The sequence below is a fragment of the Planococcus antarcticus DSM 14505 genome, from assembly GCF_001687565.2.
Taxonomy (GTDB): domain Bacteria; phylum Bacillota; class Bacilli; order Bacillales_A; family Planococcaceae; genus Planococcus; species Planococcus antarcticus.
Genome location: NZ_CP016534.2, coordinates 279,231 through 301,427, shown reverse-complemented (window position 1 = coordinate 301,427; position 22,197 = coordinate 279,231). Strand labels below are relative to the sequence as shown.

The following is a 22,197-nucleotide window of genomic DNA, read 5'->3' as shown; positions in this document are numbered from 1 at the left end:
GGCACCGATTTTTTCTCTTTCTTTACAATTGTCTAAACCCACCGGTATTCGCACGAACGTTGACCTCGGAGTATTTCTTGAGGTCGCGTTCTTTTGACAACATCGTTCCAACCCATCCGCCGATAAAGCCAAGGGGTACAGAGAATAAGGCTGGATTGGTCAACGGGAAAATCGGATCGCCAACGAAAATCGCCGCTCCCGCTTCCGGACTCATTACGCTCGGGCTGAGGGAAACCAGTACTAATGCTGAAATCAACCCGGTTAAAATTGCGGATACTGCTCCGGTCGTGTTAAAACGTTTCCAGAAAATTGTATAAAGAATAACCGGCAAATTAGCACTGGCAGCAATACAGAATGCTAGCGAGACTAGGAACGCTACATTCAAGCTTTGTGCAAAAATCGCCAAAAGGATGGAGAATGCCGATACGCCAAGAGACGCATAGCGGGCTGCCAACATTTGCTGGCGTTCCGTCGCCTGACCTTTTTTGATGATTTGGCCATAAATATCATGGGCAAACGCTGAAGCACCTGTCAAAACAAGTCCCGCCACTACAGCTAGAATTGTTGCAAACGCAACAGCTGAAATGAACGACATTAGCACATCACCACCTAAAGCCTGCGCTAACAGAGGTGCCGCCATATTTCCGGCAGGGTTTGTCGCGGTGATCAAATCAGATCCTACGAAAGCCGCGGCTCCGAAACCAAGAAAAATAGTCATAACATAAAAAATCCCAACAATCCACGTAGCCCACATCACTGAGCTTCGGGCAGTTTTTGCGTCTTTAACGGTAAAGAAACGCATCAGAATGTGTGGCAGTCCTGCAGTTCCGAGAACCAAAGCAAGCATTAACGAAATTGTATCTAATGGAATTTTGTATTTTACGCCAGGACTTAAATACGCTTCTCCGTGAGGCGTAGCCGTCTTCATTTGCGTAAACATCTCCAAGATATTGAAGTTAAAATTCTTCAATACAAGGAACGACAAGATAACGGTACCAATCATCAACAGCACTGCTTTGATAATCTGCACCCAACTTGTTGCTGTCATCCCACCGAACAGTACATAAATGGTCATCATGATGCCGACAAGCAGAACAGCCCATATGTAATCAATGCCGAACAGCAATTGAATCAATGCTCCTGCCCCAACCAATTGGGCAATCATGTAGAAGATAACAATGGTAATAGAACTTAATGCCGCTGCCCCGCGGACTTTTTTTGCATTAAAGCGCGCATTGATCATATCGGCAAGGGTATATTTCCCTAAATTGCGAAGTGGTTCAGCAACAATGAAAAGAACTACTAAATACGCTACTAAGTAGCCGATAGAAAATAAGAAACCATCAAAACCGAACAAAGCAATGGCTCCTGCAATTCCTAGAAAAGAGGCTGCTGATAAGTAATCCCCTGCAATAGCCAAGCCATTTTGCCAACCGGTTAAGCCGCCTCCCGCTGTATAGAAATCACTAGCGGAATTTGTGCGTTTCGCTGCAAAATAAGTAATGACAAGGGTGATCCCTACGATAAAGACAAAAATGGATATAACCGTAGCATTCATTTAGTTTCCTCCTCGTCATATTCAAATTCCTTTAACGTGTTCTTAGCCATTTCATCGAATTTTGCAGCGCGTTTCATATAAATAGTCACAAGAATCCACGTCATCGCGAACAGTCCGAAAGCGAATACCCACACCCACGTGATATCTCCAATAAAAGTGGCATTTAACCAGTCTGTATAAGAAATTACGATATTAAATAAGAGATAAAGACCTAAAAATAGAATCGTTGTCGGAATCAAAAAGCGCTTTTTTCTCCTCATCAATTCTCTGAAGCTTGATGAATTTTCTATCTTTTCAAAATCAGGTATTCCATCCGGAAGCCTTTCATGAAAGGGCTCTTTACCGTTTTTTCCACTCTGGATTCCGTTTCCTGTGGTGACCTTCGTCATATTTTTCACCTCTTTTTTATTATTCCGAATCTATAGACAATTAAAGCACTCTAAATTTCTAGAGTCAACATTTATTTGTAAAAAATGTAAATATGGCATATATTCTCTTTCTCATTTTCATCCCCACATAAGTTGGGCTAACCACTTGGCTTTTCAAGTGGCTCAATAGGATGAGTTAGCGTCTTAGCTACAACTAAACAAAGGGTTTTTTCAGCTTTTACAGAATACAATAGCTAGAAGAGCTAAAAAACGAGGAGCCGATGAAATGAAAAAATGGATGATTTACGGAACAACTGGCTACACGGGTGAATTGATTGCCAGAGAAGCGGTTAATAGAGGTATGTCTCCTGTACTTGGAGGTCGCAATGCCGATAAAATCCGACCATTGGCTGAAGAATTGTCACTGGAATTCCAAGCCTTTCCGTTAGATAAACACGCAGCAGCACAACTAGAAGATATCGATCTGGTCCTCCACTGTGCTGGTCCTTTTCAAGTAACTAGCGAACCCATGATTCAAGCATGTTTGTTAGCAAAAACACATTACTTGGACATTACAGGAGAAATTTCTGTATTCGAATGGACTCATTCCCTGCATGCTCGAGCTGCTGAAAAAGAAGTCATTCTGTGTTCCGGAGTCGGCTTTGATGTGATCCCGACCGACTGCACCGCTTTAAAATTGAAAGAAGAAATGCCTGACGCAATTGAGCTGGCACTTGGTTTTGATTCAGATTCAGGCATTTCACCAGGTACGTTCAAAACCATGATCCAAGGTCTGGGCTCAGGCAGCATGCACAGGGAAGATGGAATCTTAAAGGCTGTTCCAATCGGACGTCAGCACCGGACCATCGATTTTGGGCGCGGTTCACGTTCCGCCATGGGAATTCCTTGGGGCGATGTTTCAACCGCATTCTACACGACTGGTATTCCGAATATTTCTGCCTGGATTCCGATGCCAAAACCTCAAGTTTACAGCGCACGTTTGATGGGCGCAGCGGGTCCCTTGCTGGCGACAGATTGGATGAAAGAAAAACTGGAAAAGCAAGTAGAAAAACGGGTGAAGGGTCCAGACAGCGAAGTTCGAGCTAATTCCCCGGCCTATATTTGGGGAGAAGCAAAAAATCAGGAAGGCGTCATCAAAGTCGCCCGCATTCGAACCGCCAACGTCTATGATCTGACAGTCTATGGTTCTCTCGAGATTGTCCGTCGTCTACTGATTGAAAAAGTCGAAGGCGGATACTATACACCCGCAGGCCTGTTCGGCTCCGTTTTGGTGGAAAGCTTACCTGATTCGGGTACCTTTGAAATCGATACTTTTTATCCCCGGTAAATGGAGCTGGGGTCTATTTCCAAACCTCTCTACTGGAGCCATGCCCAAAGCGCCAGTAACGGCATAGAAAATTACCATTCCATCTATCCTGTTATAAAAAGGGCATCCACTGTCTGGGAGTGAGCCGTGCCTAAAGCAGACGAATCGCTTTAAAAGCCACATTCTCTAATCCGATTTTCGAACATAAAAAGAAGACAAACCCGGAAACCCGAATTTGTCTTCATCCTTAACTAAGTTCTTTCGTGATTAATTGCATTCGCTGGTTGAATAGAGTTGGATAAGATAAGAAGCCGAGCATGACACTGGTCACAGCGGCTGTTGTCAGTAATAGGAACATGATGAGAAGTTGGAATTGAACGGCTTGAATCGGGTCTGCTCCCGCAATGATTTGCCCACTCATCATTCCTGGTAACTGAACGAGTCCAACAGTTTTCTGACTTTCTATTGTCGGAATCATGCTGGCTTTTATCGACGTGATTAATTGTCGGTGGATGGCCTGTTTAGGCGTTCCACCGAGCGACAAGATCAGCTCTGTTTGGTCTTGGTTTGACTCGACTTCTGCTGTAAAACGATTCAGGAACAAAATCGATAACACCATTGAATTTCCAATAACCATCCCGCTGATGGGAATAATGTATTGGGCTGTTGCTGGCGTAATATTAAAGCCGAGCAAGATGCCTTGCGTCAATACCTCCACAACTATCAGTGTAGCTGCCACTTTCGAGGTAATTCCCTGAATGGCTGCTCCTTTTTTCTGTGCGTTATGCGTAGCTGCTGCAATCATCAAACCGACCATCAGGAAAATATAGATTAGGCTTTCCGAATCAAAAACAAATTTCAATACATAGCCGACCGCTAGCAACTGAACAATCGAACGTAAAGTTGCAACAATTGTATCCCGTTCTAAGCCGAGATTTAAGGTTTTGGACAATACGAGAGGAATTGCTACAAAAATGAGGGTGATGGATAAGGTTAAGTAGCTCATTCGGCCTCCCCCGTAACAAACTGTCTAACTTTGTCATTTACCGGATCATTGAGCAAATCACTTTCGCCCGTTTCGACCACTTCGCCGTCCATCATCACCCACGTATAATCACCGATTTCAAGCGCTTGTTGCAGATTATGCGTAATCCAGATGATGGCAGTGCCGTATTTCCGATTGATTTTGACGATCAATTCTTCAATTTCCCTCAAAGACGTGCGATCTAAAGAAGAGGTGATTTCGTCGAGCAATAAAACGGCCGGTTTATTGACGAGTGTCCGGGCGATGGAGACTTTTTGGCGCTGACCACCGGACAAGTCTTTGACTTTCCGCTCCATCAGCTCTTCTTCCAGTCCAACATCCTCCAATAATTCGACCGCTTCAGCTTTCGATAGAGATTCTCCTTGAAGTTCCAGCGGCAAGCTTAAATTTTCGTAGACGCTGCCCGTAATCATTGGCGCACTTTGAAGTGCTATGCCAACAGAGCGACGTAGTTCAACTGGCTCATAGCTTTCAATCGGCTGATCTTTAATATAAACTTCTCCTGATTGTGCCGATAATAGCCCATTGCACAATTTTAAAAGTGTCGTCTTCCCAGCCCCTGACGGACCAACCAGTGTCGTGATTTTCCCTTCTGGAAAAGAACCAGTAATGCCTTTTAAAATAGGTGTTTTCGAAAACGAAAAATCTACATGATTAAAATGGATAGCCGGTTTATACCTTACAGACATGAATGCCACTTCCTTTCGGACAGAAAAACAGCACACTTTATGCTGTGTGCTGTTTTTCGTTGCTATTACGCTTCTAGTTTGCGTTGTGCGAACTCATCATCCATTTTCAGGAAGTACTCGCCGCCTTCTTCAATGGCTCTCACTCTCGCAATGATATCGCGGAATGATTTTTCTTCTTCCATTTGTTCTTCGATAAACCAATCCAGGAAGGACAGCGTCGCATGTTCTTGAAGCTCATCAGCTAATGTCACCAGTGCATAAATATTGCTGGTTACACCTTTCTCTTGCGACAATGAGTTTTCAAGAACATCCAAGGCGCTGACAAAATGATTTTTCGGTTCAGTCAAAGCTTGCAGAACTGGTTTTTCATCCATCATCACCAGGTAATTATAGAATTTCATTGCATGATAATGCTCTTCTTTTGACTGGATTAAATAAAAGTTCGCAAAACCATGAAAACCTTTTTTCGAAAAATACGCTGCCATTGCGGTATAAGCATGTGAAGCTTGTAATTCATTGTTAAATTGATCGTTCAATGCGTTCGTTAGTTTTTCTGATAACATGTTTATTCCTCCTATTTCTTATTTAGAATTATTATAATGTAGTTAATATAACATAGCTCTATCGCATAATCAAATTAAATGAGAATATTAGTTTTCAATTGATAATAAATATCAGTTATACCGGAATTCTTCTTCGCTTCAATGATAATTATTATCGTTTGGTACTAATAACACACCTTTTCCAAGGTATTGTAGTACGATATGTTGTATAAGATTTATGTAAGGAGATGTTAGCATGTCAGACGTGAAGTTAGATTCAAAAGTATTCGCCATCTTAAAAGAAAAAATTCAAATGATACAAACTGAAGAAGGCGCCGTTTACCTAGTCGGACCCATTCGGCTGCCTGTGAACTTATATGACGAAACTTTTATATTTAATTGGTATTGCTGGTTAAGCCTTGATGAGGTTACTGAAGACTATGAAAGCATCATCGGAAAACTCAACTCTGCAAACCTTGCGGAGTACCAGCAATCCAGCGTTCTCGTTTACGGTGATTTTGAAAACGATTCAGATGCACTGATCCGCATGCATTCCATCTGCCACACAGGCGATATTTTCGGTAGCAAACGCTGCGATTGTGGTTACCAATTAAAACAATCCATGAAGCGAATTACTGATCACGGTACCGGTGCGTTGTTTTATTTAGCGAATCATGAAGGACGCGGAATTGGCCTCTTCAGCAAAGCCATGGCGTATGTATTGCAGGAAAACGGTTATGATACAGTTGAAGCCAACGAACAGTTAGGCTATGTAGATGATTCCAGAAGGTACGGAGATGCTATCGCTGTGCTGCAGGCACTGCGCACCAAGCCAGTCACATTGATGACCAATAATCCCAAAAAAATGGATGCCATTGAAAAAGCTGGGCTCCAAATTACTTCAAGAGTCTCTTTATGGGGTGACGAATCCGAATACAACTCCAACTACCTGCAGACCAAAATTGACCGCTCAGGGCATCTCAGAGACGAGGAGGAGATTATGCATGTCAAGCCATGAATTTTATATGGACCTCGCACTCAGCAATGCCAAAAACCTGAAAGGCCAGACAGACCCAAACCCACTGGTCGGTTCGGTTATCGTCAATGACAATCGAATTGTCGGCATCGGCACCCACTTAAAAGCCGGCGAACCCCATGCTGAAATCCATGCGCTTCGCATGGCAGCTGACATGAGCCGCGGTGCGACCATTTATGTAACGCTCGAGCCCTGCTCACACTTTGGTCGGACTGGCCCCTGTGCACAAGCCATCATTACCGCCGGCATCAAAAAAGTTGTCGTGGCTACTTTGGATCCTAATCCACTTGTCTCTGGAAACGGTGTCCGTATGCTTGAAGAAGCCGGCATTGAAGTAATCGTCAGTGTGCGCGAAGAAGAGTCACGGAAAATGAACGAAGTGTTCAATAAATTCATCGTCGACAAAACTCCTTTTGTCACCTTGAAAGCTGCATCTACACTTGATGGAAAAATTGCTACTCATTCTCTCGACAGCAAATGGATTACTTCTGAAGAAGCTCGATTGGATGTTCATTTACTGCGCAGTCAGCATATGGCCATACTGGTGGGCGTTGGAACGGTTATTGAAGATGATCCTGAATTGACGGCACGTATTCCAAATGGTCGAAATCCGCTTCGTCTTGTGTTAGATTCCACGCTACGCATTCCGCTTGACTCAAAGCTTGTGACAGATGGAATCGCGGATACTTGGATCTTTACAAGTCGAAATCACACTAACGAGAAACGGAAAGCCTTAGAAAATTTGGGGATTTCCATTTACGAAACTAACAAAGATACTCAAGTAGACGTATTCGACGTTGTTCGCATACTTGGTGAAAAAGGAATTTCTTCGCTTTTTATTGAAGGTGGCGGCACCATCAATGCGGCATTTTTAGAAAATGGCTTGATTGATAAAGTGGTATTTTACTTTGCCCCTAAATTGGTTGGTGGGAAACTCGCGCCTACTTTCGTTGAAGGAACTGGTATTGAGTGGATGAAAGACGCCATCAATCTTCGTGACGGTGAATTCAGCAAAATTGGCAAAGACTTTAAGTTTACAGGCTATCCCGAAAAGGGAGGTAACACTAGATGAAATTCGGTTTTGACATAGACGATACACTGATCAATTTGCGTGAATACGCGTTTCATTATTACCAAGAGCAACTGGACAAACGCGTGGACATCGACATTTTCCATGCTTTGAAACGCGTTGAAATACATGAGGCATTCGGATTAAGCGATGAAGAAGGAAAAGACATGTGGAATTCCTCTTTAGATTTTTTGTATTTCACCAACTGCCCTATATATCCCGGTGCCCTCAAACTCTTGAAGCAACTCGCGTCGGATGGCCACGAAATCTTCTATATAACGTCGCGTCCACCAGAGCATACTGAGAATACCTTCAACTGGTTGATCGAACAGGGTTTCCCTGTCCAAAAAGAGCACTTTTTCTGCGGCATGAAAGATTTGGAAAAGGCAGGCATCATCAAAAACCTGCAACTGGATTATTATGTTGATGACAAGCCGGCTGTTTTGGATACTTTAACGAACGCTCCAGTAACAGTAATCGTCAAAGATCAATCCTATAACCGTCATCTTGATTTGCCGCGCGTTAAGGACTGGAACCAATTAGGTGATCTGATTAATAGCGAAATGAAGTGAAATTCTCAATCTTAAACAAACCAAGCGAGGAAGAATGATTTATTCTTCCTCGCTTGGTTTGTTTATATGTGCTCTATTCTTTTCTAAAATCGAATTTTCTCTTTATCTAACTTTGTCTTCTTCACTCAATTGACATTGCCTGAAAGCTTCGTCCAAGGTATCAAATCTGCCTAAGCGATGGACTTTTCCACTTCTGATATCCATAAAGGTATAAATCGTCACATGGCCACTTTGGTTTTGCCAAGTTGCTTTCTGCACGCAAATCACTTCGTCACCTTTAGCATAGTAGCTTTGCGTATCCATGTGAACGACCGACTCCTCGATCCATTTCTGAAGAATATCATGGCCTCCTGCCACACCTCTTGGACCAACCAATTCAATATGAAGATCTGATTACTTCCAACACCGCTTTAACATCCTTGTCGTTTACTTTACTTGTCCATTGATCTGCAATTTTGAGATTGTCCTCCATTGCCGCTTTTCCTTTCCTCTATCTTGTTGACGTGTTTTTTCTGCAACTCTACAGAATCGAAAAAGAAGACAGGAAAAACCCACCTTCTTTAGTAATTCTCGTTTTTCAGCTTTTTAAACGTTTCTACAAATTTATCAGGGTCTGTATAGATTTTATAGGTCAAGACGCCGCGATGTGTATGAAGATAAAGCAAGCTGGCTTCAGACGAAAATGATTTATAAGAGATATCCCATATATTCTCTACGTGAAACTTTGTTGCAGAAGTCACCAATGTATCTGTGAACAATTGAATATTGCATTCGGTTTCGACGATTTTCATTTCGCCAGCCTCGATGGAGCGCTCTGTGTCGATGTAAGTAATGGACGACAATAAATTTAGTTGGTCCAAGCCGGCATTCCTCCTATAGTTCCTTTTCTAGAAGTTTATCGTATAGGAAGGGTTTTAAGCAAAACATCCGTTTATTCCAAGGTCCAAAAGTTAATTTCGGGTAAATAGACTGGTTGACTCAGTGCGTGTTAAACTATTCTCACAATATATTATTCATCCAGGAGGGCTCTTATGGAAACTTGGTTTGCTGCGACATCCACCCATTCTTTCAATCCCTTTTCCTTGAACCACATGCTGGCATTGGTCATTGCTGGTGCGGGAATTATTGTACTCGTCTCTGCGAAAGAGCGATTGAGAGAAAAGAAGCAACTATTTCAATGGCTGCGCTGGTCGCTACTGTCTATTCTTTTCATTTCGGAATTTTCCTATCATTACTGGGCCATTACAAATGGGGTATGGAGTTTCAGTGGACGGATGCCTCTTCACTTATGCGGAGTGGCTTCTATTGCTGCCATGATCGGTCTGCTAACCATGCGTCCCCTATGGATTCAACTTTCTTTTTACATCGGCATTGTGCCTGCTATCTTGGCTTTGATTACTCCAGAACTGCCATTTGACTATCAACATTTCCGTTTCTGGAAATTCTTTGTGCACCATACAGCAATTCCTTGGGCCTGCTTATTTTTGGCATTATGCCGACCTGACGCCATTACTTTGCGCTCCGTTTTTTCCGTCTATACGCTGTTGCTTGCTTATGCAGCGCTTATCGGCTTCTGGGTCAACCCATCAATTGACTCCAATTATCTTTATTTGATGCAGCGTCCGACAACCACTTCCCCGCTGGATTTCTTTGGTGATGGCATTTGGTATTACATCAACCTTTGTCTGACAGCCTTGTTGTTGTTTTTAGGTCAATATCTGCTGTTCCGAAAGTTCTTTAAAAGCCCTTAGCATGGTTATTCAATCTCAAAGTAATCTTGTCGTTTCTCCAAAGTTTCCGTTTCTTTCCTTTGCTAAACAATGGTTTCAGTGATGTGCCATTGGGCAATAAAAAGAGAGGCTCCTGAGTCTAGGAGCCTCTCTTTCAAGCTTGTTTGACCAATAATCCAGTTAAGGCATCAATGAAGAATTGATTTTCCTCCGGTGTTCCGACAGAAACCCGCACATAATCAGGTAACCCCCAAATTTTCCCGTGACGGACAATTACACCTTTCGCCATTAGCTCCGTGTACAGCTTTTCACCATCTTCACCTATTTGCACTAATACGAAGTTGGCCATGCTTTCGATGTACGCTAATCCCAGTTCATCAAAGGCCTTGTATAATTGTTTACGGCCGGCTTTATTGGTTTCCTGCGAAGTCTTTACGTGCTCAGCATCTTCAATAGCTGCTGTTGCTGCAATTTGTGCTAAAGTATTAACGTTGAATGGCTCTTTTACTTTTAAGATCGATTGAATAATCGACTCAGAGGCGATACCAAAACCAACACGTACTCCGGCAATGCCGTAAATTTTCGAGAAAGTCTCCAGCGTCAGAACTGGATACCCTGCGTTGATGTATTCGATGCCATTGGTATAATCGGTCGCGTCTGCAAAATGATCGTAAGCAGCATCGATAACTACTAATACATCATCAATTGCTTTCACTAATTTATCCAAATCCGATTTGGTCATATACGTACCTGTCGGATTATTCGGTGTACAGATATAAATAATTTTGGTTTTATCCGTAACAGCGGCAATCATCGCATCCACATTGAATTCGAAGCCTTCTGAGAATTTTACTGGGACCACCGTTGCCCCCATAATATGTGCGCCAAAATCGTATTCGCTGAACGATGGAGACGGTACAATCACTTCGTCTCCTTCTTCAAGAAAAGCTTCAGAAATCAGTGTGATCAGTTCGTCCGCTCCATTTGTTGGAATGACCTGCTGCGGGTTCACATGAAATTCCTTAGCAATTGCTTTTTTCAATGCGCTGGCATCTGCATCCGGATAGCGGTTCAATTCCGCTAACCCATTTTGGATAGCAACTAAGGCTTTAGGGGACGGCCCCAATGGATTTTCATTGGAGGCCAGTTTAATGACACGGTCCAATCCCAATTCTTTCTGTACTTCCCAAATTGGTTTTCCGGGAGAATAAGGCTGAATTTTGTCTAATGTTTTGCGCGCTTTAATATTGCTTGAGCTTGTCATTGAAATTCCCCCAAAAGATGTAAGTGTTGTACCATTCTTTGTGTTCTTATAATCATATCAGCCTTAGCGGGCAAATCAACCGAAAAAGCTATCAAAGTAGTGCGAGCTCTTCTAGAATCGGCCGAACAGAAACAGTAGCGATAATCTTCCTCTATCAATTTGTACACCTGCTATTCAGCACAAATTTCTTCCTCTCATTATTATACAGAATTGCGGCATTAGTTGAACATACTTAGCCAACTATTTGTGACGGACAATAAAATATGCTTTACTGTTAAGCAGACAGAGCTAAAAAGAAGTTTTACAATGATCAAAAAAATGAAATTCGCATTCACCCCTTTTCTTCTATTACTGACGCTAGGCGCATGCTCTGATAATGAAGACACAACACCTGAAGAAACTACAGAACCCGAAACGACCGAGGAAGTTGCCGGTGAGACAGCCCCTGCGGAATCCTCCCTGGAATTGCCTGCTCAAGAAGAAGTGGTAGTCGTTGTGGACGGAGAAGAAATTTCAGGAAATGTCTACAATAGCGTAGCACGGCAGCTGGAAACTACATTGGCTGCTCAAGGACATGCAACATCGGATGAAACTGCCGAGATGGTGAAAGAGCAAGCAATGTCCGTGTTGGTGGGCAATAAAGTGATCTTGAATGATGCAGAGCAAAAGGGCTACGTGGCCAACGAAGACACGGTCAAAGAACGCTTGGAAGAATTGAAAGGCCAGTTTGAGACGGCAGAAGGAATAGACGAAGCATTAAAGGAAACCGGATTTATACTGGAGGATACGGAAGTACAGCTCCGAGAGCAACTAGTATATGAAGAGTATGTTGCAGAAGAAATAAAAGCCGATAGAGTGACCGATGAAGAAGTAAAAGAAGCTTACGAAGGCTTTGTTGAAACTTCTGAAAAAGAAGCTCCTGCCTTTGAAGAAATGGAGCCGACTATTCGTCAGTCACTCGAGCAGCAAAAAACACAGGATGCGGTATTCACTCGCATCGAAAAGCTGAAAGAATCAGCTGAAGTTGAAGTCAAGATTTAACCAAAAACATCCTGCTCATACAATTGAGCAGGATGTTTTTTTTAGTTAGGCTAGTTTTTCTGAACAATAAGCAAGGATTTCTTCTTCTTCCTCATCTTCAAGTCCAAATTCAAGTGCGCCTCTTGTTTGCTTGTCGATAAAGTTGTAATGCGCTATGCGGGCTCCGGTTTCTTCTGCAGCAATAATAACGCGCAGTTCCAAGCCGCTTTCAGTATACAGTTCGTCATCTTCATCAACTTCAACATTTAACAAAAACTCGTAACGATCGCCTACCATAATGCCCGTAGGATCGTTAATTTTGTGAAACACATAATCTGTAATTTGCATTGTAACACCTCCGTTCTTCTATTCTAGCTTGTCTGCACCTTTTTGGACAGTTGAACGGAGAAATAAAACGTTTAATGCGATATTAAAAGGGAATACAGGCAGGGTGAAGACAATTAAAGGAGTGGATATCGAATGAACGTATTAGTTATTGGAGCAAACGGTCAAGTCGGTCGCAACGTTGTCAAAGAATTAGCAGCATCAAACCATGAAGCAACTGCCATGGTCCGCAAACAAGAACAGGTAGATAAGATGAAAGAACTTGGAGCTTCCAAAGTAGTACTGGCAGACCTTGAAAAAGATTTCAGCGATGCCTTCGAAGGCGTAGACGCTGTCATTTTCGCTGCAGGCTCTGGACCTTCAACAGGAGCTGACAAGACTTTAACCATCGATTTATGGGGCTCAGTCAAAGCGGCTCAATACGCGCAGGAAAAAGGCGTCAAACGCTTTGTACAATTGGGATCGGTGGGATCAAATGACCCTGATGCCGGCGGCGAAGCGATGAAGCCTTATCTTGTAGCCAAACGCACAGCAGATGAATTGCTTCAGGCAACCAATTTGGATTATACAATTGTCCGCCCCGGAGCGCTGTCAGACGAAGACAAGTCCGAGAAAATTGAAGTATCTCTAAAAGGCTTCTCCTCATTGGAAGGAAGATCCATTCCAAGAGCAGATGTAGCACATGTCCTAGTTGACGTGCTTGACCGCAACAATACTTACAACAAAGTATTCGAAGTGCTACAAGGCGATCAGCCGGCCAGTGAACAATTGAATTCCTTATAGAAAAGACTGGAATAGCAAGCAAAAAAGAGCGGATGGATTTCCGCTCTTTTTTGTGTTAAAATAGACAATACGATAACCAGAGGACGTGATAAGCATGATTAATATTCAACCACCCAAAGCGGATGTGACGATTACACAGCGCAAACAGGAAATTACAGGTGACGAAGCCGTCATTAAACCGTTATTCGGCTTTATCGATTTGCACGATATTCCACGCGATAAAGGCGGTATCATTCAATTCTTCAACCATAGCGGCGAGCTATTGTTTGTTGGAAAAGCCCGTAAACTTCGTCAGCGTGTGAAAAAGCATTTCGAGGATTCGGTATCTCCGTTGAAAAACCATCGCGAAGAAGTATACCGCATTACGGTTTCCATCATCGAAGATCCGATGGAACGCGATATTTACGAAACGTATTTGATTAACACACAAAAAGCCAAATACAATGTTGATAAAGTATTTTATCAGGAACAACAATAAAAAAACGGAGGCCCTTTGGCTCTCCGTTTTTTTATTGTTCTAGATAAGTTGAACGAGTGATTTCAGCCTATGAATATTCCACAAACCAGCTGTACTTTCGGGCCCACAGGATGTGGGTCATGCAGGTAGTGCGACAGGACGTCGCGCGACTAGCTGCCAAGAGCTTGACCCAAAATCCACTCGGGCTTTACGCCCGAGTGGATTTCGACACTTCGCTATTTTGCGAGAGTCTCCGCTAGTTCGCCCCCTATCTTGATGATTTGTTACTAAAAGATGCTGAGAAGAAAGAGCGAAAGACGGAGAAATACAAAAATGTGCTACTGGAGTAGTGAAGCGACATCCTATCACGGTGCCAGTTACATGACCCACATCCTTTGGGCACTAAGCATTTTCTGACATGCCGCTTCTTCAGTTCAACCTACATACACTTACTCTGTTAGCCATTTTTCGAAATAATGATGGCTATGGCCTTCAGGGTGATTATTAATTAAGCCGAATTCCGAGAAGCCCTGCTTTTTATAGAATTCCGGAGCTTGAAAACTAAAGCTGTCAACTATCATCAGTCGGTAGTTTTCAGTACGTGCGTAAGCTTCTGTTTGAACCATCAGCTTTTCCGCAATGCCTTGGCCTCTGGCTGTCGGATCCACCCAAAGAAAATCGATATGAAGCTGCCGCCAAAAACCCGTGGTCGTTAATCCTCCTATGATTTCCCCCGCTTCATTACGGACGATAAAGCTCATTTGTTCGAATTTAGATTTTACTTCTCCGGGTAAACTGGCAACATTGTGTTCGATGACCTTTTTCCGGATAAAGTCGCGATCCTCCGCCACTTCTTGTTTAGTGATTTTCATTAGTATAGCCTCCTGTTAACTGATTTAACTGCCTTTTCCCATCTTCTCACCATTTGCTTCTTTTGTGCACCTTCTTCTACCTCGATGTTTTAATTTCCCATCCAAAAGGAATAGTAAATTAATAACTAAGTTTTTTGGAGGAAACCATATGTCATCATATATAAAAGAAAGTCTATCCGCCAGCTGCCAAAGCGAATACGATCCGCTCCGGCGCGTTCTGCTTTGCCACCCACGCTATATGGAAATAAAAGATGTCATCAATGATATCCAAAAAAGATATAAAGATGAAAACATCGATGTGCCCAAAGCGCTCCATCAGCACAATGAATTTGTCCAGGCATTGATAGATCAAGGTGTGCAAACCGATTTAATCGAGCCCTCTGACGAATATCCCGAACAAGTTTTCACGCGCGATATCGGATTCACCATTGGGGAGACGGTCTTTATCGGCGAAATGGCTTCTGAAATTCGTCAAGGAGAAGAACAGGAGCTTCGGAAGTGGATGGATGTACACGATGTCAACTTCAAGCATTTGACGGGCCATCGCATCGAAGGCGGTGATGTCATCATCGACCGCGATACTGTCTTTGTCGGCATTAGCAGCCGAACTTCCAAAAAAGCCATTCGTGATCTGCAACTCGAACTCCCGGATTTTGAAGTCATGCCGATTTCTTTTAATGAAAAATACCTGCATCTTGACTGTGTTTTCAATATCCTGTCGCCAACCGAAGCGCTAGTTTTTCCGGAAGCATTCGACATGGCTACTGTTCAGATGCTGGCTGAACGTTATACCTTGATCCGTGTCAACGAAAAAGAGCAATTCGCGCTTGGTGCCAATGTGTTATCCATTGGTGACCGGAAAGTGTTTAGCCAACCGCAGAACCAGCAGGTCAATAAGCAGTTGACGGCGCGCGGCTTCCATGTCATCGAAGTCGACTATTCTGAAATCATCAAGTCCGGCGGGGCTTTCCGCTGCTGTACCATGCCATTAATTCGGGTATGAGCGAACTTACTCATGCTATCGGCGGCCGACTTAGGAGCTCGACACCACAAGTCATAGTTCTCAAATCAATAGTAAAATCCCAAGCCTTAAGGCTTGGGATTTTCTGTGTGCTTTATCGTTGGCTTGCTGCTTCCTGATTTACTAGCACAATAAATTCTTTCATCAGTTCCACTCCATCTGGTGTCCCAATCGATTCAGGGTGGAATTGGATTCCATAAACTGGATATTCTCGATGTTTCACGGCCATGATCGTCTCATCATCGAGCGCCCGCGACTGGACCTCTAGACATCCTGCCAACGTTTCCGGTTCCAACACAAGCGAATGATAGCGCATAACCGGCAAGGGCAACGGCATGTTTTTAAACAATCCCTGATAATTATGTGACACTTGCGACACTTTTCCGTGTCGGATAACGGGAGCTTGGATGACTTTGCCGCCAAACGCCGCTCCAATTAACTGCTGTCCCAGACAAATGCCTAGAATTGGAATGGAGCGGTGCAGTTGCTGGATCAGCTCCATCGATTCGGGCAATTCCAGTGGATGGCCAGGTCCAGGTGAAAGGATAATGGCTTGTGGGTTTTTCGCTTTGATTTCATCGACTGTTAAAACGCCGTAACGGACCACTTCAACTTCAACGCCCATAGCAGCAACTGCCTGATAAATGTTATAAGTAAACGAATCGTAATGATCGATTAACAGGATCATCCAAACACCTCCGTAAGTGAGCGAGCTTTATGCAGCGTTTCTTCATATTCCGCCTGTGGATCCGAGTCAAAGACGATGCCTGCCCCCGCTTGGACATGGACCATTTCATCTTTAACCACAAAGGTGCGGATTGCCAGTGCGACGTCGAGATTGCCGTTGAATCCTAAGTAGCCAATAGCTCCTCCATAGACTCCTCTGCGCTCTTCTTCAAATTCCTGTATCAATTGCATGGCTCGCACTTTTGGAGCACCAGAGACCGTACCCGCGGGCAGACAGGATACCAAAGCATCTAATGGGTGCATTTTTTTATCGAGCTCCCCTGTCACTTCCGATACCAAGTGCATAACGTGCTGGTATTTCTCGATGACCATGTATTTCGGCACTTCAACAGTCCCAATCTGCGCCACCCGCCCTACGTCGTTGCGACTGAGATCTACCAGCATTTTGTGTTCCGCCTGCTCTTTTTCATCGCCAGCCAACTCTTCTGCCAAACGGTTATCTTCATCTACAGTTTTGCCGCGTTTACGGGTCCCAGCGATTGGGTTGGTCACCATGTGGCTGTCCCGAATCGTCAGCAGACTTTCAGGTGAAGCTCCTACAACAGCATAGCCGTCAAAATCGATGAAGAATTGATAGGGAGACGGATTTTGCTTGCGCAATTTCCGGTACAGCGCAAAAGCATCCCCTTTATAACTCGCAGACAGGCGCTGAGACAGCACCAATTGGAAGACATCCCCTTTACGAATATGATCTTTTGCCTGCTCTACCTGTTTACGGAAAAAGGCATCGCTAGTTTTGGAATCGAATTGTAGAGAATCCTGATCTGTTGCAATAGCTGTTTTTTCCGGAACGGCCAATTGCTGTTCAATTTCATCGAGCTTGTCTTCAAACGTCAAAATCGTCACATCATTTTTTACATGGTCGAATACCACGATGGTTTCATAGATCTGCAGATGAATATCGGGCATCTGCAAGCTATCTTCTTTCGGTTTTTTAATTGGCTCGTAAACCTGAATGGCATCATAGCCGATATAGCCGAGGGCACCCCCTGTAAAAGGAAGGCCTTCCACTTCCGCATCATAACGGGGCATTAACCTTTTAATTAGTTCCAAAGGTTTGCCGTCATGAACTTGTTCAATACCTGTCCGAAAATCGATTTCCCGCAACCGCTGACCGTTACCGATATAGCCGATGGATGGGTTTGCTCCAATAAAGGAATAACGGCCTGTGACACTTGTTTTCAATGAACTTTCAAGCAGGCATTTGCGTTCTCCTGCTAATCGGTTAAACACCGCAATCGGCGTCAAAGAATCTCCATCAATTTTTCTCGTCTTCATTTCCATACTCATCTCGACTCATCTCCATTTCCTAAAGGGCGCACGTACTGCTAAGCGACGCGCCTTTGGTTCTGCTTTCTTGCTAAAAAATAAAAAAAGCCCCCTGCAGGAACAGAACTGTTCCTTGCAGAGGACGGAATGACCGCGGTACCACCTCATGTTAAAGCCGACAAAGCTTTCACTTGATCCCTGATAACGTGGGGAAACGGATTCTTCTACTGACTTGTTCAAAGAATCACTCATAAGCCCATTCACTCAGACACCCCGCCAGTTCCCACCTGCCACTGACTCTCTTTGAGAGGTTGATCTGCGCTACTCTTCTTACTCATCGATTTAGCTCTGCTCTGCTATGCTCAACTGGAATTCGGCGGTGTCGCTTCCGACCCCTTCAACCGCAATCCGTACATAAAAGGTTGTGCCCATCGTATTCAATTCAGGCTCATTTGTCAACTTAAACACACCTTATTTAGATAATTCTGTATTTACTGAGTAGATTAAGGTATAAATAAAGTAAGCATTTTTACTTTTGAAATAGAGGGAGGAGAAAGATGATGAAGAATTATTCATTTTTGCCACTGGGTGTTTTAGCCTTAGGATTGCTGCTTAGCGGTTGTGCTGGTGAAAGCACAAGCGATACAAGCACTGAAGGCGCAGAAGACAGTACCCAGATCAGCTTTATCCACTGGAGAGGCGAAGACAAAGCTGTATTGGATGATATCATTACGCAGTTTGAAGATAAAAATCCCGATATTTCGGTGGAAATGACTATTTATCCGTCCGAGCAATACCAAGCTACCGGCCAACGCTTGCTCCAGGACGGTTCAACGGGTGACGTCTTCACATCCTTCCCGGGAGCACAATTCGAAGCCATTGCCAGCGCCGGATTATTTGAAGATTTGAACGGTGAGGATTTCGTTTCCAATTTCGATGAAGAACTAATCAGTGTCGGACAAAAAGACGAGGCTCAACTTGCACTTCCTTATCAACTGGTCTTCAATATGCCCGTTTACAATAAAGGCATGTTTGATGAACTTGGCCTGGAAGTACCGAAGAGCTGGACGGAGTTTCAGGCAGTGGCTGACACACTCCTTGAAAATGGCATTACGCCGATCGCCTTCCCTGGTGCAGACATCGGCCCTAATCAATTCATGAACAGCATGATGATGAACAATGCACCCGATGAAGATGTTTTTGAAAAGCTTCAAAATGGAGAAGAATCTCTGACCAATGAATGGTGGGTCAAGACTTTGGAAGATTTCCAGCTGCTTGAAGAAAAAGGCTATATCCAAGCCGACTCATTGGGTACTTCCCAGGATTCTGCTATGGCGATGGTGGCCAATGAAGAAGCCGCCATGCTCGCAACAGGTTCTTATCATATGTCTGCCTTGTTGGATTTGAACCCAGATCTTGAACTGGATTTGATGGCACCGATCACAGTTGAAGAAAGCGAAGCCGTATATGAAGGCATCAATACAGCTACTTTCATGCTTGCTGTCAACAGCCAGTCTGAGAAAAAAGAACAGGCAAAAGAATTTATCACATTCCTGAGCCAACCTGAAATTGCTTCCCACTATGCCAATGAAACCGGTCAGCATTTGACAGTTAATGATGTCGAATACGAATCAGAAGTATTGCAGAACACAGCTTATTGGATCGATGAAAGAAAAACTCGGTTCCAGCCGCGTTTCCTGATCACCAATGCTCAAATTGAAGCTGCTGTCTTAAGCTCCATCGAAAACGTACTAGGCGGCGCAGATCCAATGACGGCTGCTGAAGAAGCGCAGCAGCTCGTCGACGAAAACCGGGAATAACGAGATGAAAATTTCTAAATCCATCTACTTATTCTTTTTACCCGGGCTCTTACTTTATGCAATATTCTTTATTTATCCGACAGTCAGCGCCCTGTTTTACTCGTTTACGGATTGGGATGGCCTTAGCTCAAGCTTTCAGTTTGTTGGAATCGACAATTACGAACGCGCCTTTACAGGAGATACGATTTTTCGAAAGACCATTGGCAATAACCTGAAATTTATGCTTGTTGTCGTTGTCTTCCAAACATTCGTTGCCTTGGCTTTCGCCTTGGTTGTTCTGAAAAACACAAAAACCACCATCTTTCTGCGGGCGCTTTATTTTTTCCCGACTATCTTGTCTTCTGTTTCAGTAGCTTTTATCTGGTCGTTCATTTACGACCCTTCACTTGGCATCTTGAACCAGACATTGGAGCTGGTCGGACTTGGATCCCTAGCTCAAAACTGGCTCGGCAACGCTGATATTGCTATCTATTCTCTGGCTGTGACGCAAATCTGGTTCCACGCCGGACAGATGCTCATCATTTTCGTAGCAGGATTGCAGTCGATTCCAGATGAGCTTTATGAAGTAGCGAAAATAGAAGGCGCCACCAAATGGCAGACGTTCCGCAACGTAACATGGCCTTTGTTGGCACCTTCAGCAACGATCGTCATTGCCTATACCACTATCCAGTCGTTCAAAGCATTTGACTTGGTCTTTGCAATGACAGGAGGAGGGCCAAATAATTCAACCGAAATTGTAGCAACTTATATTTTTGATATTGCCTTCAGAAGCTATCAATTTGGCTACGCAAGTGCTATTTCGGTTATTTTCATGATTATTATCGCCACCATTACCTTCCTGCAGTTTAAAGCCCTGCGTTCCGATCGAATTTCTTATTAAGAAAAGCGAAAAAAACATAATTTCTCAAGCTTTAAGAAAGGAGGGCAACAGCTTGTTCTTCCGAAGGTTTTCTCTTGTCATCTATGCATTGTTGATTTTAATCCCTTTGCTGATTGTGGTTCTGACTTCCATGAAAACAATTCAGGAGACGTTTAGAAACCCACTCGGCTTGCCGGAGGCCGGGCTCCAGTTTGAAAATTATACAGCCATCTTTCAGGAACAGACGATGGCCGGCTATTTCATGAACAGTACGATTGTCACTTTGTTTTCCGTGTCTTTAACGCTGTTCTTTGCTTCGCTAATCGCCTATGGCATTATCCGGCTTAACAATTGGATCGGTAATTTCTTATTTATCTTGTTTACACTCGGCATGATGGTTCCGGCACAAGTCAGTATGATTCCGCTCTACTCGCTCATGCTCGACCTCAACCTGACCAACAGCTTGGTGGGATTGATTCTTGTCAATATCTCCACCACAATGCCTATAGCGGTCTTTATCTTGACCGGATTCATGAAAACCTTACCGAAAGAATTGTTTGAAGCTTCGACAATAGATGGAGCTGGGAATTGGAAAATTTACACCAAAGTGGCTATCCCATTATCACTGCCATCCTTGTCAGCTACTGCTATTTTCCTGTTTGTGATGCATTGGAACGACTTGCTGTATCCTTTGCTATTTATCACGGACAACGCCTACAAGACCCTGCCGCTCGCTTTGCTCGAGTTCCAGGGCGAATACTCAACCAACTACCCTATGCTATTCACAGGCGTCATCATTGCTTCAGCACCCATGGTTATCGCTTATATTTTCCTGCAGCGCTATTTTGTTGCTGGCATGACGGCGGGGGCAGTAAAAGGCTAATAAAAAAGGACGACGCTGCTCTGCAATGAGCGGTGTCGTCCTTTTTGGTTATTTTCAAGGACCTATAAAGTTATAGTCTTCTTCTCATAGCCAGGCTCCATTGACGCTTTGCTTGGCTACCAAAACACCGGCTTATCAACCATGAACCATAGCATCAGCAATAATAAGAAAATATAAATCCATAGTGAGCGATTTAACTTCTTAACTAACTGCAAGTGGTTGAATTTTTCGTCTCCGAACTTGCGAAGAGTCGGCGTGAATGCGCGCGCCAGGAAAAAAACGGACGCGACCATGATAGCCAGCGTGCCTAAAATCCATGGAGTTCCCCAGTCCCATGGTCCTTGCCAAATCAAAAGTACGCCTGTCGTCACGAGCACATGACCCGCATGTTTAACAAGACGTGTAGCCGATTTAAAGGTTATGATATGTGAGCCAAGAACGTCACCAAAGGCGGTTTCCATCCTCTTGACTAAAGGAAGTAGTACAAAAAATGGACCTATGGATAAAACCGCACTTAACATATGAGCGTATAGAATGATTGTGTACATTGTTTAATTACTCAGCAGCAAATTGAAATTCATGGACCCAAACAGTCATCTCTGGCAACCAAGGCATCCCGGGATGCGAAGACAATATAGATTGCTTGTATTCCTCAACGGTCGTATATCCTTCTCGTGCGACTATTTCGTCCGTCAACTCACCCAGTGTTTGCTGATATACCTGCTCCACAATAAATCTCTGATCATCCAGCACCATGATCTCGCCTACATCTGCATAACGTCCATTTCTTCGCGTTGCTGATTTCATGCCGGCCAGAACTTTTTCCACATCTCGCTTATTGGTTACAAGCTTTTCGATTGTACAAGTTTTTGGCGGCAATTCTTGTTCATTTTTTTCAGACATTTCTATTCCACCTCTCAT

The 22,197-nt window shown here is 43.7% G+C and carries 26 protein-coding genes and 1 other annotated feature; of the genes, 12 read left to right on the top strand and 14 right to left on the bottom strand.

Annotated elements, in window-relative coordinates:
- Positions 1–22: 22 nt before the first annotated feature.
- Together BBH88_RS01645 and BBH88_RS01640 are read right to left on the bottom strand one after the other, a co-directional pair.
- Positions 23–1,558: a solute symporter family protein gene (locus BBH88_RS01645; RefSeq protein ID WP_006828173.1), complete on the bottom strand. Its 1,536-nt coding sequence runs from the start codon at positions 1,556–1,558 to the stop codon at positions 23–25.
- Positions 1,555–1,947 (bottom strand): DUF485 domain-containing protein, encoded by a 393-nt coding sequence (locus BBH88_RS01640; protein WP_006828172.1) that lies wholly within the window; start codon positions 1,945–1,947, stop codon positions 1,555–1,557. Before BBH88_RS01640 ends, BBH88_RS01645 begins: the two co-directional genes overlap by 4 nt.
- Positions 1,948–2,212: 265 nt before the next feature.
- Between BBH88_RS01640 and BBH88_RS01635 the strand changes: the two genes are divergently transcribed.
- Complete coding sequence (locus BBH88_RS01635; RefSeq protein ID WP_006828171.1) at positions 2,213–3,274, top strand: saccharopine dehydrogenase family protein; 1,062 nt, start codon at positions 2,213–2,215, stop codon at positions 3,272–3,274.
- 226 nt (positions 3,275–3,500) lie between these two features.
- Here the strand turns inward: BBH88_RS01635 and BBH88_RS01630 are convergent, their stop codons facing one another.
- The 3 genes from BBH88_RS01630 to BBH88_RS01620 form a co-directional block, all read right to left on the bottom strand.
- Positions 3,501–4,259: an ABC transporter permease gene (locus BBH88_RS01630; RefSeq protein WP_006828170.1), complete on the bottom strand. Its 759-nt coding sequence runs from the start codon at positions 4,257–4,259 to the stop codon at positions 3,501–3,503.
- A complete protein-coding gene (locus BBH88_RS01625; protein WP_006828169.1) occupies positions 4,256–4,987 on the bottom strand; it encodes an ABC transporter ATP-binding protein in 732 nt (243 codons plus the stop codon). Before BBH88_RS01625 ends, BBH88_RS01630 begins: the two co-directional genes overlap by 4 nt.
- A gap of 65 nt (positions 4,988–5,052) precedes the next feature.
- Positions 5,053–5,550: a ferritin gene (locus tag BBH88_RS01620; RefSeq protein WP_006828168.1), complete on the bottom strand. Its 498-nt coding sequence runs from the start codon at positions 5,548–5,550 to the stop codon at positions 5,053–5,055.
- A gap of 235 nt (positions 5,551–5,785) precedes the next feature.
- On the opposite strand from BBH88_RS01620, the gene BBH88_RS01615 reads away from it, so the two are divergent.
- From BBH88_RS01615 to BBH88_RS01605, 3 genes are read left to right on the top strand one after another with little or no spacing between them, the layout of a single operon-like run.
- Positions 5,786–6,547 carry a GTP cyclohydrolase II gene (locus tag BBH88_RS01615; RefSeq protein WP_006828167.1) on the top strand — a complete coding sequence of 254 codons (762 nt, stop codon included), beginning with the start codon at positions 5,786–5,788 and terminating at the stop codon, positions 6,545–6,547.
- The gene (gene ribD, locus BBH88_RS01610; RefSeq protein ID WP_006828166.1) at positions 6,534–7,637 is read left to right on the top strand and encodes a bifunctional diaminohydroxyphosphoribosylaminopyrimidine deaminase/5-amino-6-(5-phosphoribosylamino)uracil reductase RibD; all 1,104 of its coding nucleotides are present in this window, start codon (positions 6,534–6,536) and stop codon (positions 7,635–7,637) included. Before BBH88_RS01615 ends, ribD begins: the two co-directional genes overlap by 14 nt.
- On the top strand, positions 7,634–8,206 hold the full coding sequence (locus BBH88_RS01605) for a 5' nucleotidase, NT5C type (protein ID WP_006828165.1): 573 nt from the start codon (positions 7,634–7,636) through the stop codon (positions 8,204–8,206). The genes ribD and BBH88_RS01605 overlap by 4 nt, the downstream gene beginning before the upstream one ends.
- A gap of 102 nt (positions 8,207–8,308) precedes the next feature.
- Here BBH88_RS01605 and BBH88_RS19525 read toward each other — a convergent pair whose 3' ends face one another.
- Both BBH88_RS19525 and BBH88_RS01595 read right to left on the bottom strand, forming a co-directional pair.
- Positions 8,309–8,509, bottom strand: coding sequence for a hypothetical protein (locus BBH88_RS19525; protein ID WP_006828164.1), 201 nt, complete (start codon positions 8,507–8,509; stop codon positions 8,309–8,311).
- 257 nt (positions 8,510–8,766) lie between these two features.
- Positions 8,767–9,066, bottom strand: a complete 300-nt coding sequence (locus tag BBH88_RS01595) for a hypothetical protein (protein WP_006828163.1) — start codon at positions 9,064–9,066, stop codon at positions 8,767–8,769.
- A gap of 171 nt (positions 9,067–9,237) precedes the next feature.
- Here BBH88_RS01595 and BBH88_RS01590 point away from each other — a divergent pair, with 171 nt between their 5' ends.
- Positions 9,238–9,957: a YwaF family protein gene (locus BBH88_RS01590; protein ID WP_006828162.1), complete on the top strand. Its 720-nt coding sequence runs from the start codon at positions 9,238–9,240 to the stop codon at positions 9,955–9,957.
- Positions 9,958–10,090: 133 nt separating this feature from the next.
- Here the strand turns inward: BBH88_RS01590 and hisC are convergent, their stop codons facing one another.
- A complete protein-coding gene (gene hisC / locus BBH88_RS01585; RefSeq protein WP_065536253.1) occupies positions 10,091–11,200 on the bottom strand; it encodes a histidinol-phosphate transaminase in 1,110 nt (369 codons plus the stop codon).
- A gap of 306 nt (positions 11,201–11,506) precedes the next feature.
- On the opposite strand from hisC, the gene BBH88_RS01580 reads away from it, so the two are divergent.
- Positions 11,507–12,241 carry a SurA N-terminal domain-containing protein gene (locus BBH88_RS01580; RefSeq protein ID WP_065536254.1) on the top strand — a complete coding sequence of 245 codons (735 nt, stop codon included), beginning with the start codon at positions 11,507–11,509 and terminating at the stop codon, positions 12,239–12,241.
- Between the two features lie 45 nt (positions 12,242–12,286).
- On the opposite strand, the gene BBH88_RS01575 is transcribed toward BBH88_RS01580, so the two are convergent.
- Entirely contained in the window at positions 12,287–12,568 is a 282-nt protein-coding gene (locus BBH88_RS01575; protein ID WP_006828159.1) for a DUF6509 family protein, read from the bottom strand.
- Between the two features lie 132 nt (positions 12,569–12,700).
- Between BBH88_RS01575 and BBH88_RS01570 the strand changes: the two genes are divergently transcribed.
- Both BBH88_RS01570 and BBH88_RS01565 read left to right on the top strand, forming a co-directional pair.
- Positions 12,701–13,348: an SDR family oxidoreductase gene (locus tag BBH88_RS01570; protein WP_006828158.1), complete on the top strand. Its 648-nt coding sequence runs from the start codon at positions 12,701–12,703 to the stop codon at positions 13,346–13,348.
- Positions 13,349–13,442: 94 nt separating this feature from the next.
- Positions 13,443–13,826, top strand: a complete 384-nt coding sequence (locus BBH88_RS01565) for a nucleotide excision repair endonuclease (RefSeq protein WP_006828157.1) — start codon at positions 13,443–13,445, stop codon at positions 13,824–13,826.
- Between the two features lie 428 nt (positions 13,827–14,254).
- Here BBH88_RS01565 and BBH88_RS01560 read toward each other — a convergent pair whose 3' ends face one another.
- Positions 14,255–14,677, bottom strand: a complete 423-nt coding sequence (locus BBH88_RS01560) for a GNAT family N-acetyltransferase (protein WP_006828156.1) — start codon at positions 14,675–14,677, stop codon at positions 14,255–14,257.
- Between the two features lie 148 nt (positions 14,678–14,825).
- On the opposite strand from BBH88_RS01560, the gene BBH88_RS01555 reads away from it, so the two are divergent.
- Positions 14,826–15,680, top strand: coding sequence for a dimethylarginine dimethylaminohydrolase family protein (locus BBH88_RS01555; protein ID WP_065536255.1), 855 nt, complete (start codon positions 14,826–14,828; stop codon positions 15,678–15,680).
- Between the two features lie 112 nt (positions 15,681–15,792).
- Here BBH88_RS01555 and BBH88_RS01550 read toward each other — a convergent pair whose 3' ends face one another.
- Entirely contained in the window at positions 15,793–16,386 is a 594-nt protein-coding gene (locus BBH88_RS01550) for an anthranilate synthase component II (protein ID WP_006828154.1), read from the bottom strand.
- A complete protein-coding gene (gene trpE, locus BBH88_RS01545; RefSeq protein WP_065536256.1) occupies positions 16,383–17,735 on the bottom strand; it encodes an anthranilate synthase component I in 1,353 nt (450 codons plus the stop codon). The genes BBH88_RS01550 and trpE overlap by 4 nt, the downstream gene beginning before the upstream one ends.
- A gap of 114 nt (positions 17,736–17,849) precedes the next feature.
- Positions 17,850–18,061: a binding site (T-box leader), on the bottom strand.
- 213 nt (positions 18,062–18,274) lie between these two features.
- On the opposite strand from trpE, the gene BBH88_RS01540 reads away from it, so the two are divergent.
- The 3 genes from BBH88_RS01540 to BBH88_RS01530 are packed head-to-tail and all read left to right on the top strand — an operon-like array spanning position 18,275 to position 21,276.
- Positions 18,275–19,534 carry an ABC transporter substrate-binding protein gene (locus tag BBH88_RS01540; RefSeq protein ID WP_006828152.1) on the top strand — a complete coding sequence of 420 codons (1,260 nt, stop codon included), beginning with the start codon at positions 18,275–18,277 and terminating at the stop codon, positions 19,532–19,534.
- A 4-nt stretch (positions 19,535–19,538) separates the two neighbouring features.
- Positions 19,539–20,414, top strand: coding sequence for a carbohydrate ABC transporter permease (locus BBH88_RS01535; RefSeq protein ID WP_006828151.1), 876 nt, complete (start codon positions 19,539–19,541; stop codon positions 20,412–20,414).
- Between the two features lie 52 nt (positions 20,415–20,466).
- Entirely contained in the window at positions 20,467–21,276 is an 810-nt protein-coding gene (locus BBH88_RS01530; RefSeq protein WP_006828150.1) for a carbohydrate ABC transporter permease, read from the top strand.
- Between the two features lie 116 nt (positions 21,277–21,392).
- On the opposite strand, the gene BBH88_RS01525 is transcribed toward BBH88_RS01530, so the two are convergent.
- A complete protein-coding gene (locus BBH88_RS01525) occupies positions 21,393–21,824 on the bottom strand; it encodes a hypothetical protein (protein WP_006828149.1) in 432 nt (143 codons plus the stop codon).
- Between the two features lie 7 nt (positions 21,825–21,831).
- On the bottom strand, positions 21,832–22,179 hold the full coding sequence (locus BBH88_RS01520) for an ASCH domain-containing protein (protein WP_006828148.1): 348 nt from the start codon (positions 22,177–22,179) through the stop codon (positions 21,832–21,834).
- Between the last annotated feature and the right edge of the window lie 18 nt (positions 22,180–22,197).

Bases quoted from the DNA above. Each gene is read 5' to 3' on its own strand.
- BBH88_RS01520 (WP_006828148.1), bottom strand. From the start codon at position 22,179: ATGTCTGAAAAAAATGAACAAGAATTGCCGCCAAAAACTTGTACAATC.
- BBH88_RS01615 (WP_006828167.1), top strand. From the start codon at position 5,786: ATGTCAGACGTGAAGTTAGATTCAAAAGTATTCGCCATCTTAAAAGAA.
- BBH88_RS01620 (WP_006828168.1), bottom strand. From the start codon at position 5,550: ATGTTATCAGAAAAACTAACGAACGCATTGAACGATCAATTTAACAAT.
- BBH88_RS01575 (WP_006828159.1), bottom strand. From the start codon at position 12,568: ATGCAAATTACAGATTATGTGTTTCACAAAATTAACGATCCTACGGGC.
- BBH88_RS01535 (WP_006828151.1), top strand. From the start codon at position 19,539: ATGAAAATTTCTAAATCCATCTACTTATTCTTTTTACCCGGGCTCTTA.
- BBH88_RS01645 (WP_006828173.1), bottom strand. From the start codon at position 1,558: ATGAATGCTACGGTTATATCCATTTTTGTCTTTATCGTAGGGATCACC.
- BBH88_RS01555 (WP_065536255.1), top strand. From the start codon at position 14,826: ATGTCATCATATATAAAAGAAAGTCTATCCGCCAGCTGCCAAAGCGAA.
- BBH88_RS19525 (WP_006828164.1), bottom strand. From the start codon at position 8,509: ATGGATACGCAAAGCTACTATGCTAAAGGTGACGAAGTGATTTGCGTG.
- BBH88_RS01590 (WP_006828162.1), top strand. From the start codon at position 9,238: ATGGAAACTTGGTTTGCTGCGACATCCACCCATTCTTTCAATCCCTTT.
- BBH88_RS01570 (WP_006828158.1), top strand. From the start codon at position 12,701: ATGAACGTATTAGTTATTGGAGCAAACGGTCAAGTCGGTCGCAACGTT.
- BBH88_RS01560 (WP_006828156.1), bottom strand. From the start codon at position 14,677: ATGAAAATCACTAAACAAGAAGTGGCGGAGGATCGCGACTTTATCCGG.
- BBH88_RS01550 (WP_006828154.1), bottom strand. From the start codon at position 16,386: ATGATCCTGTTAATCGATCATTACGATTCGTTTACTTATAACATTTAT.
- ribD (WP_006828166.1), top strand. From the start codon at position 6,534: ATGTCAAGCCATGAATTTTATATGGACCTCGCACTCAGCAATGCCAAA.
- BBH88_RS01580 (WP_065536254.1), top strand. From the start codon at position 11,507: ATGATCAAAAAAATGAAATTCGCATTCACCCCTTTTCTTCTATTACTG.
- BBH88_RS01605 (WP_006828165.1), top strand. From the start codon at position 7,634: ATGAAATTCGGTTTTGACATAGACGATACACTGATCAATTTGCGTGAA.
- BBH88_RS01640 (WP_006828172.1), bottom strand. From the start codon at position 1,947: ATGACGAAGGTCACCACAGGAAACGGAATCCAGAGTGGAAAAAACGGT.
- hisC (WP_065536253.1), bottom strand. From the start codon at position 11,200: ATGACAAGCTCAAGCAATATTAAAGCGCGCAAAACATTAGACAAAATT.
- BBH88_RS01525 (WP_006828149.1), bottom strand. From the start codon at position 21,824: ATGTACACAATCATTCTATACGCTCATATGTTAAGTGCGGTTTTATCC.
- BBH88_RS01540 (WP_006828152.1), top strand. From the start codon at position 18,275: ATGAAGAATTATTCATTTTTGCCACTGGGTGTTTTAGCCTTAGGATTG.
- BBH88_RS01565 (WP_006828157.1), top strand. From the start codon at position 13,443: ATGATTAATATTCAACCACCCAAAGCGGATGTGACGATTACACAGCGC.
- trpE (WP_065536256.1), bottom strand. From the start codon at position 17,735: ATGAGTATGGAAATGAAGACGAGAAAAATTGATGGAGATTCTTTGACG.
- BBH88_RS01625 (WP_006828169.1), bottom strand. From the start codon at position 4,987: ATGTCTGTAAGGTATAAACCGGCTATCCATTTTAATCATGTAGATTTT.
- BBH88_RS01630 (WP_006828170.1), bottom strand. From the start codon at position 4,259: ATGAGCTACTTAACCTTATCCATCACCCTCATTTTTGTAGCAATTCCT.
- BBH88_RS01635 (WP_006828171.1), top strand. From the start codon at position 2,213: ATGAAAAAATGGATGATTTACGGAACAACTGGCTACACGGGTGAATTG.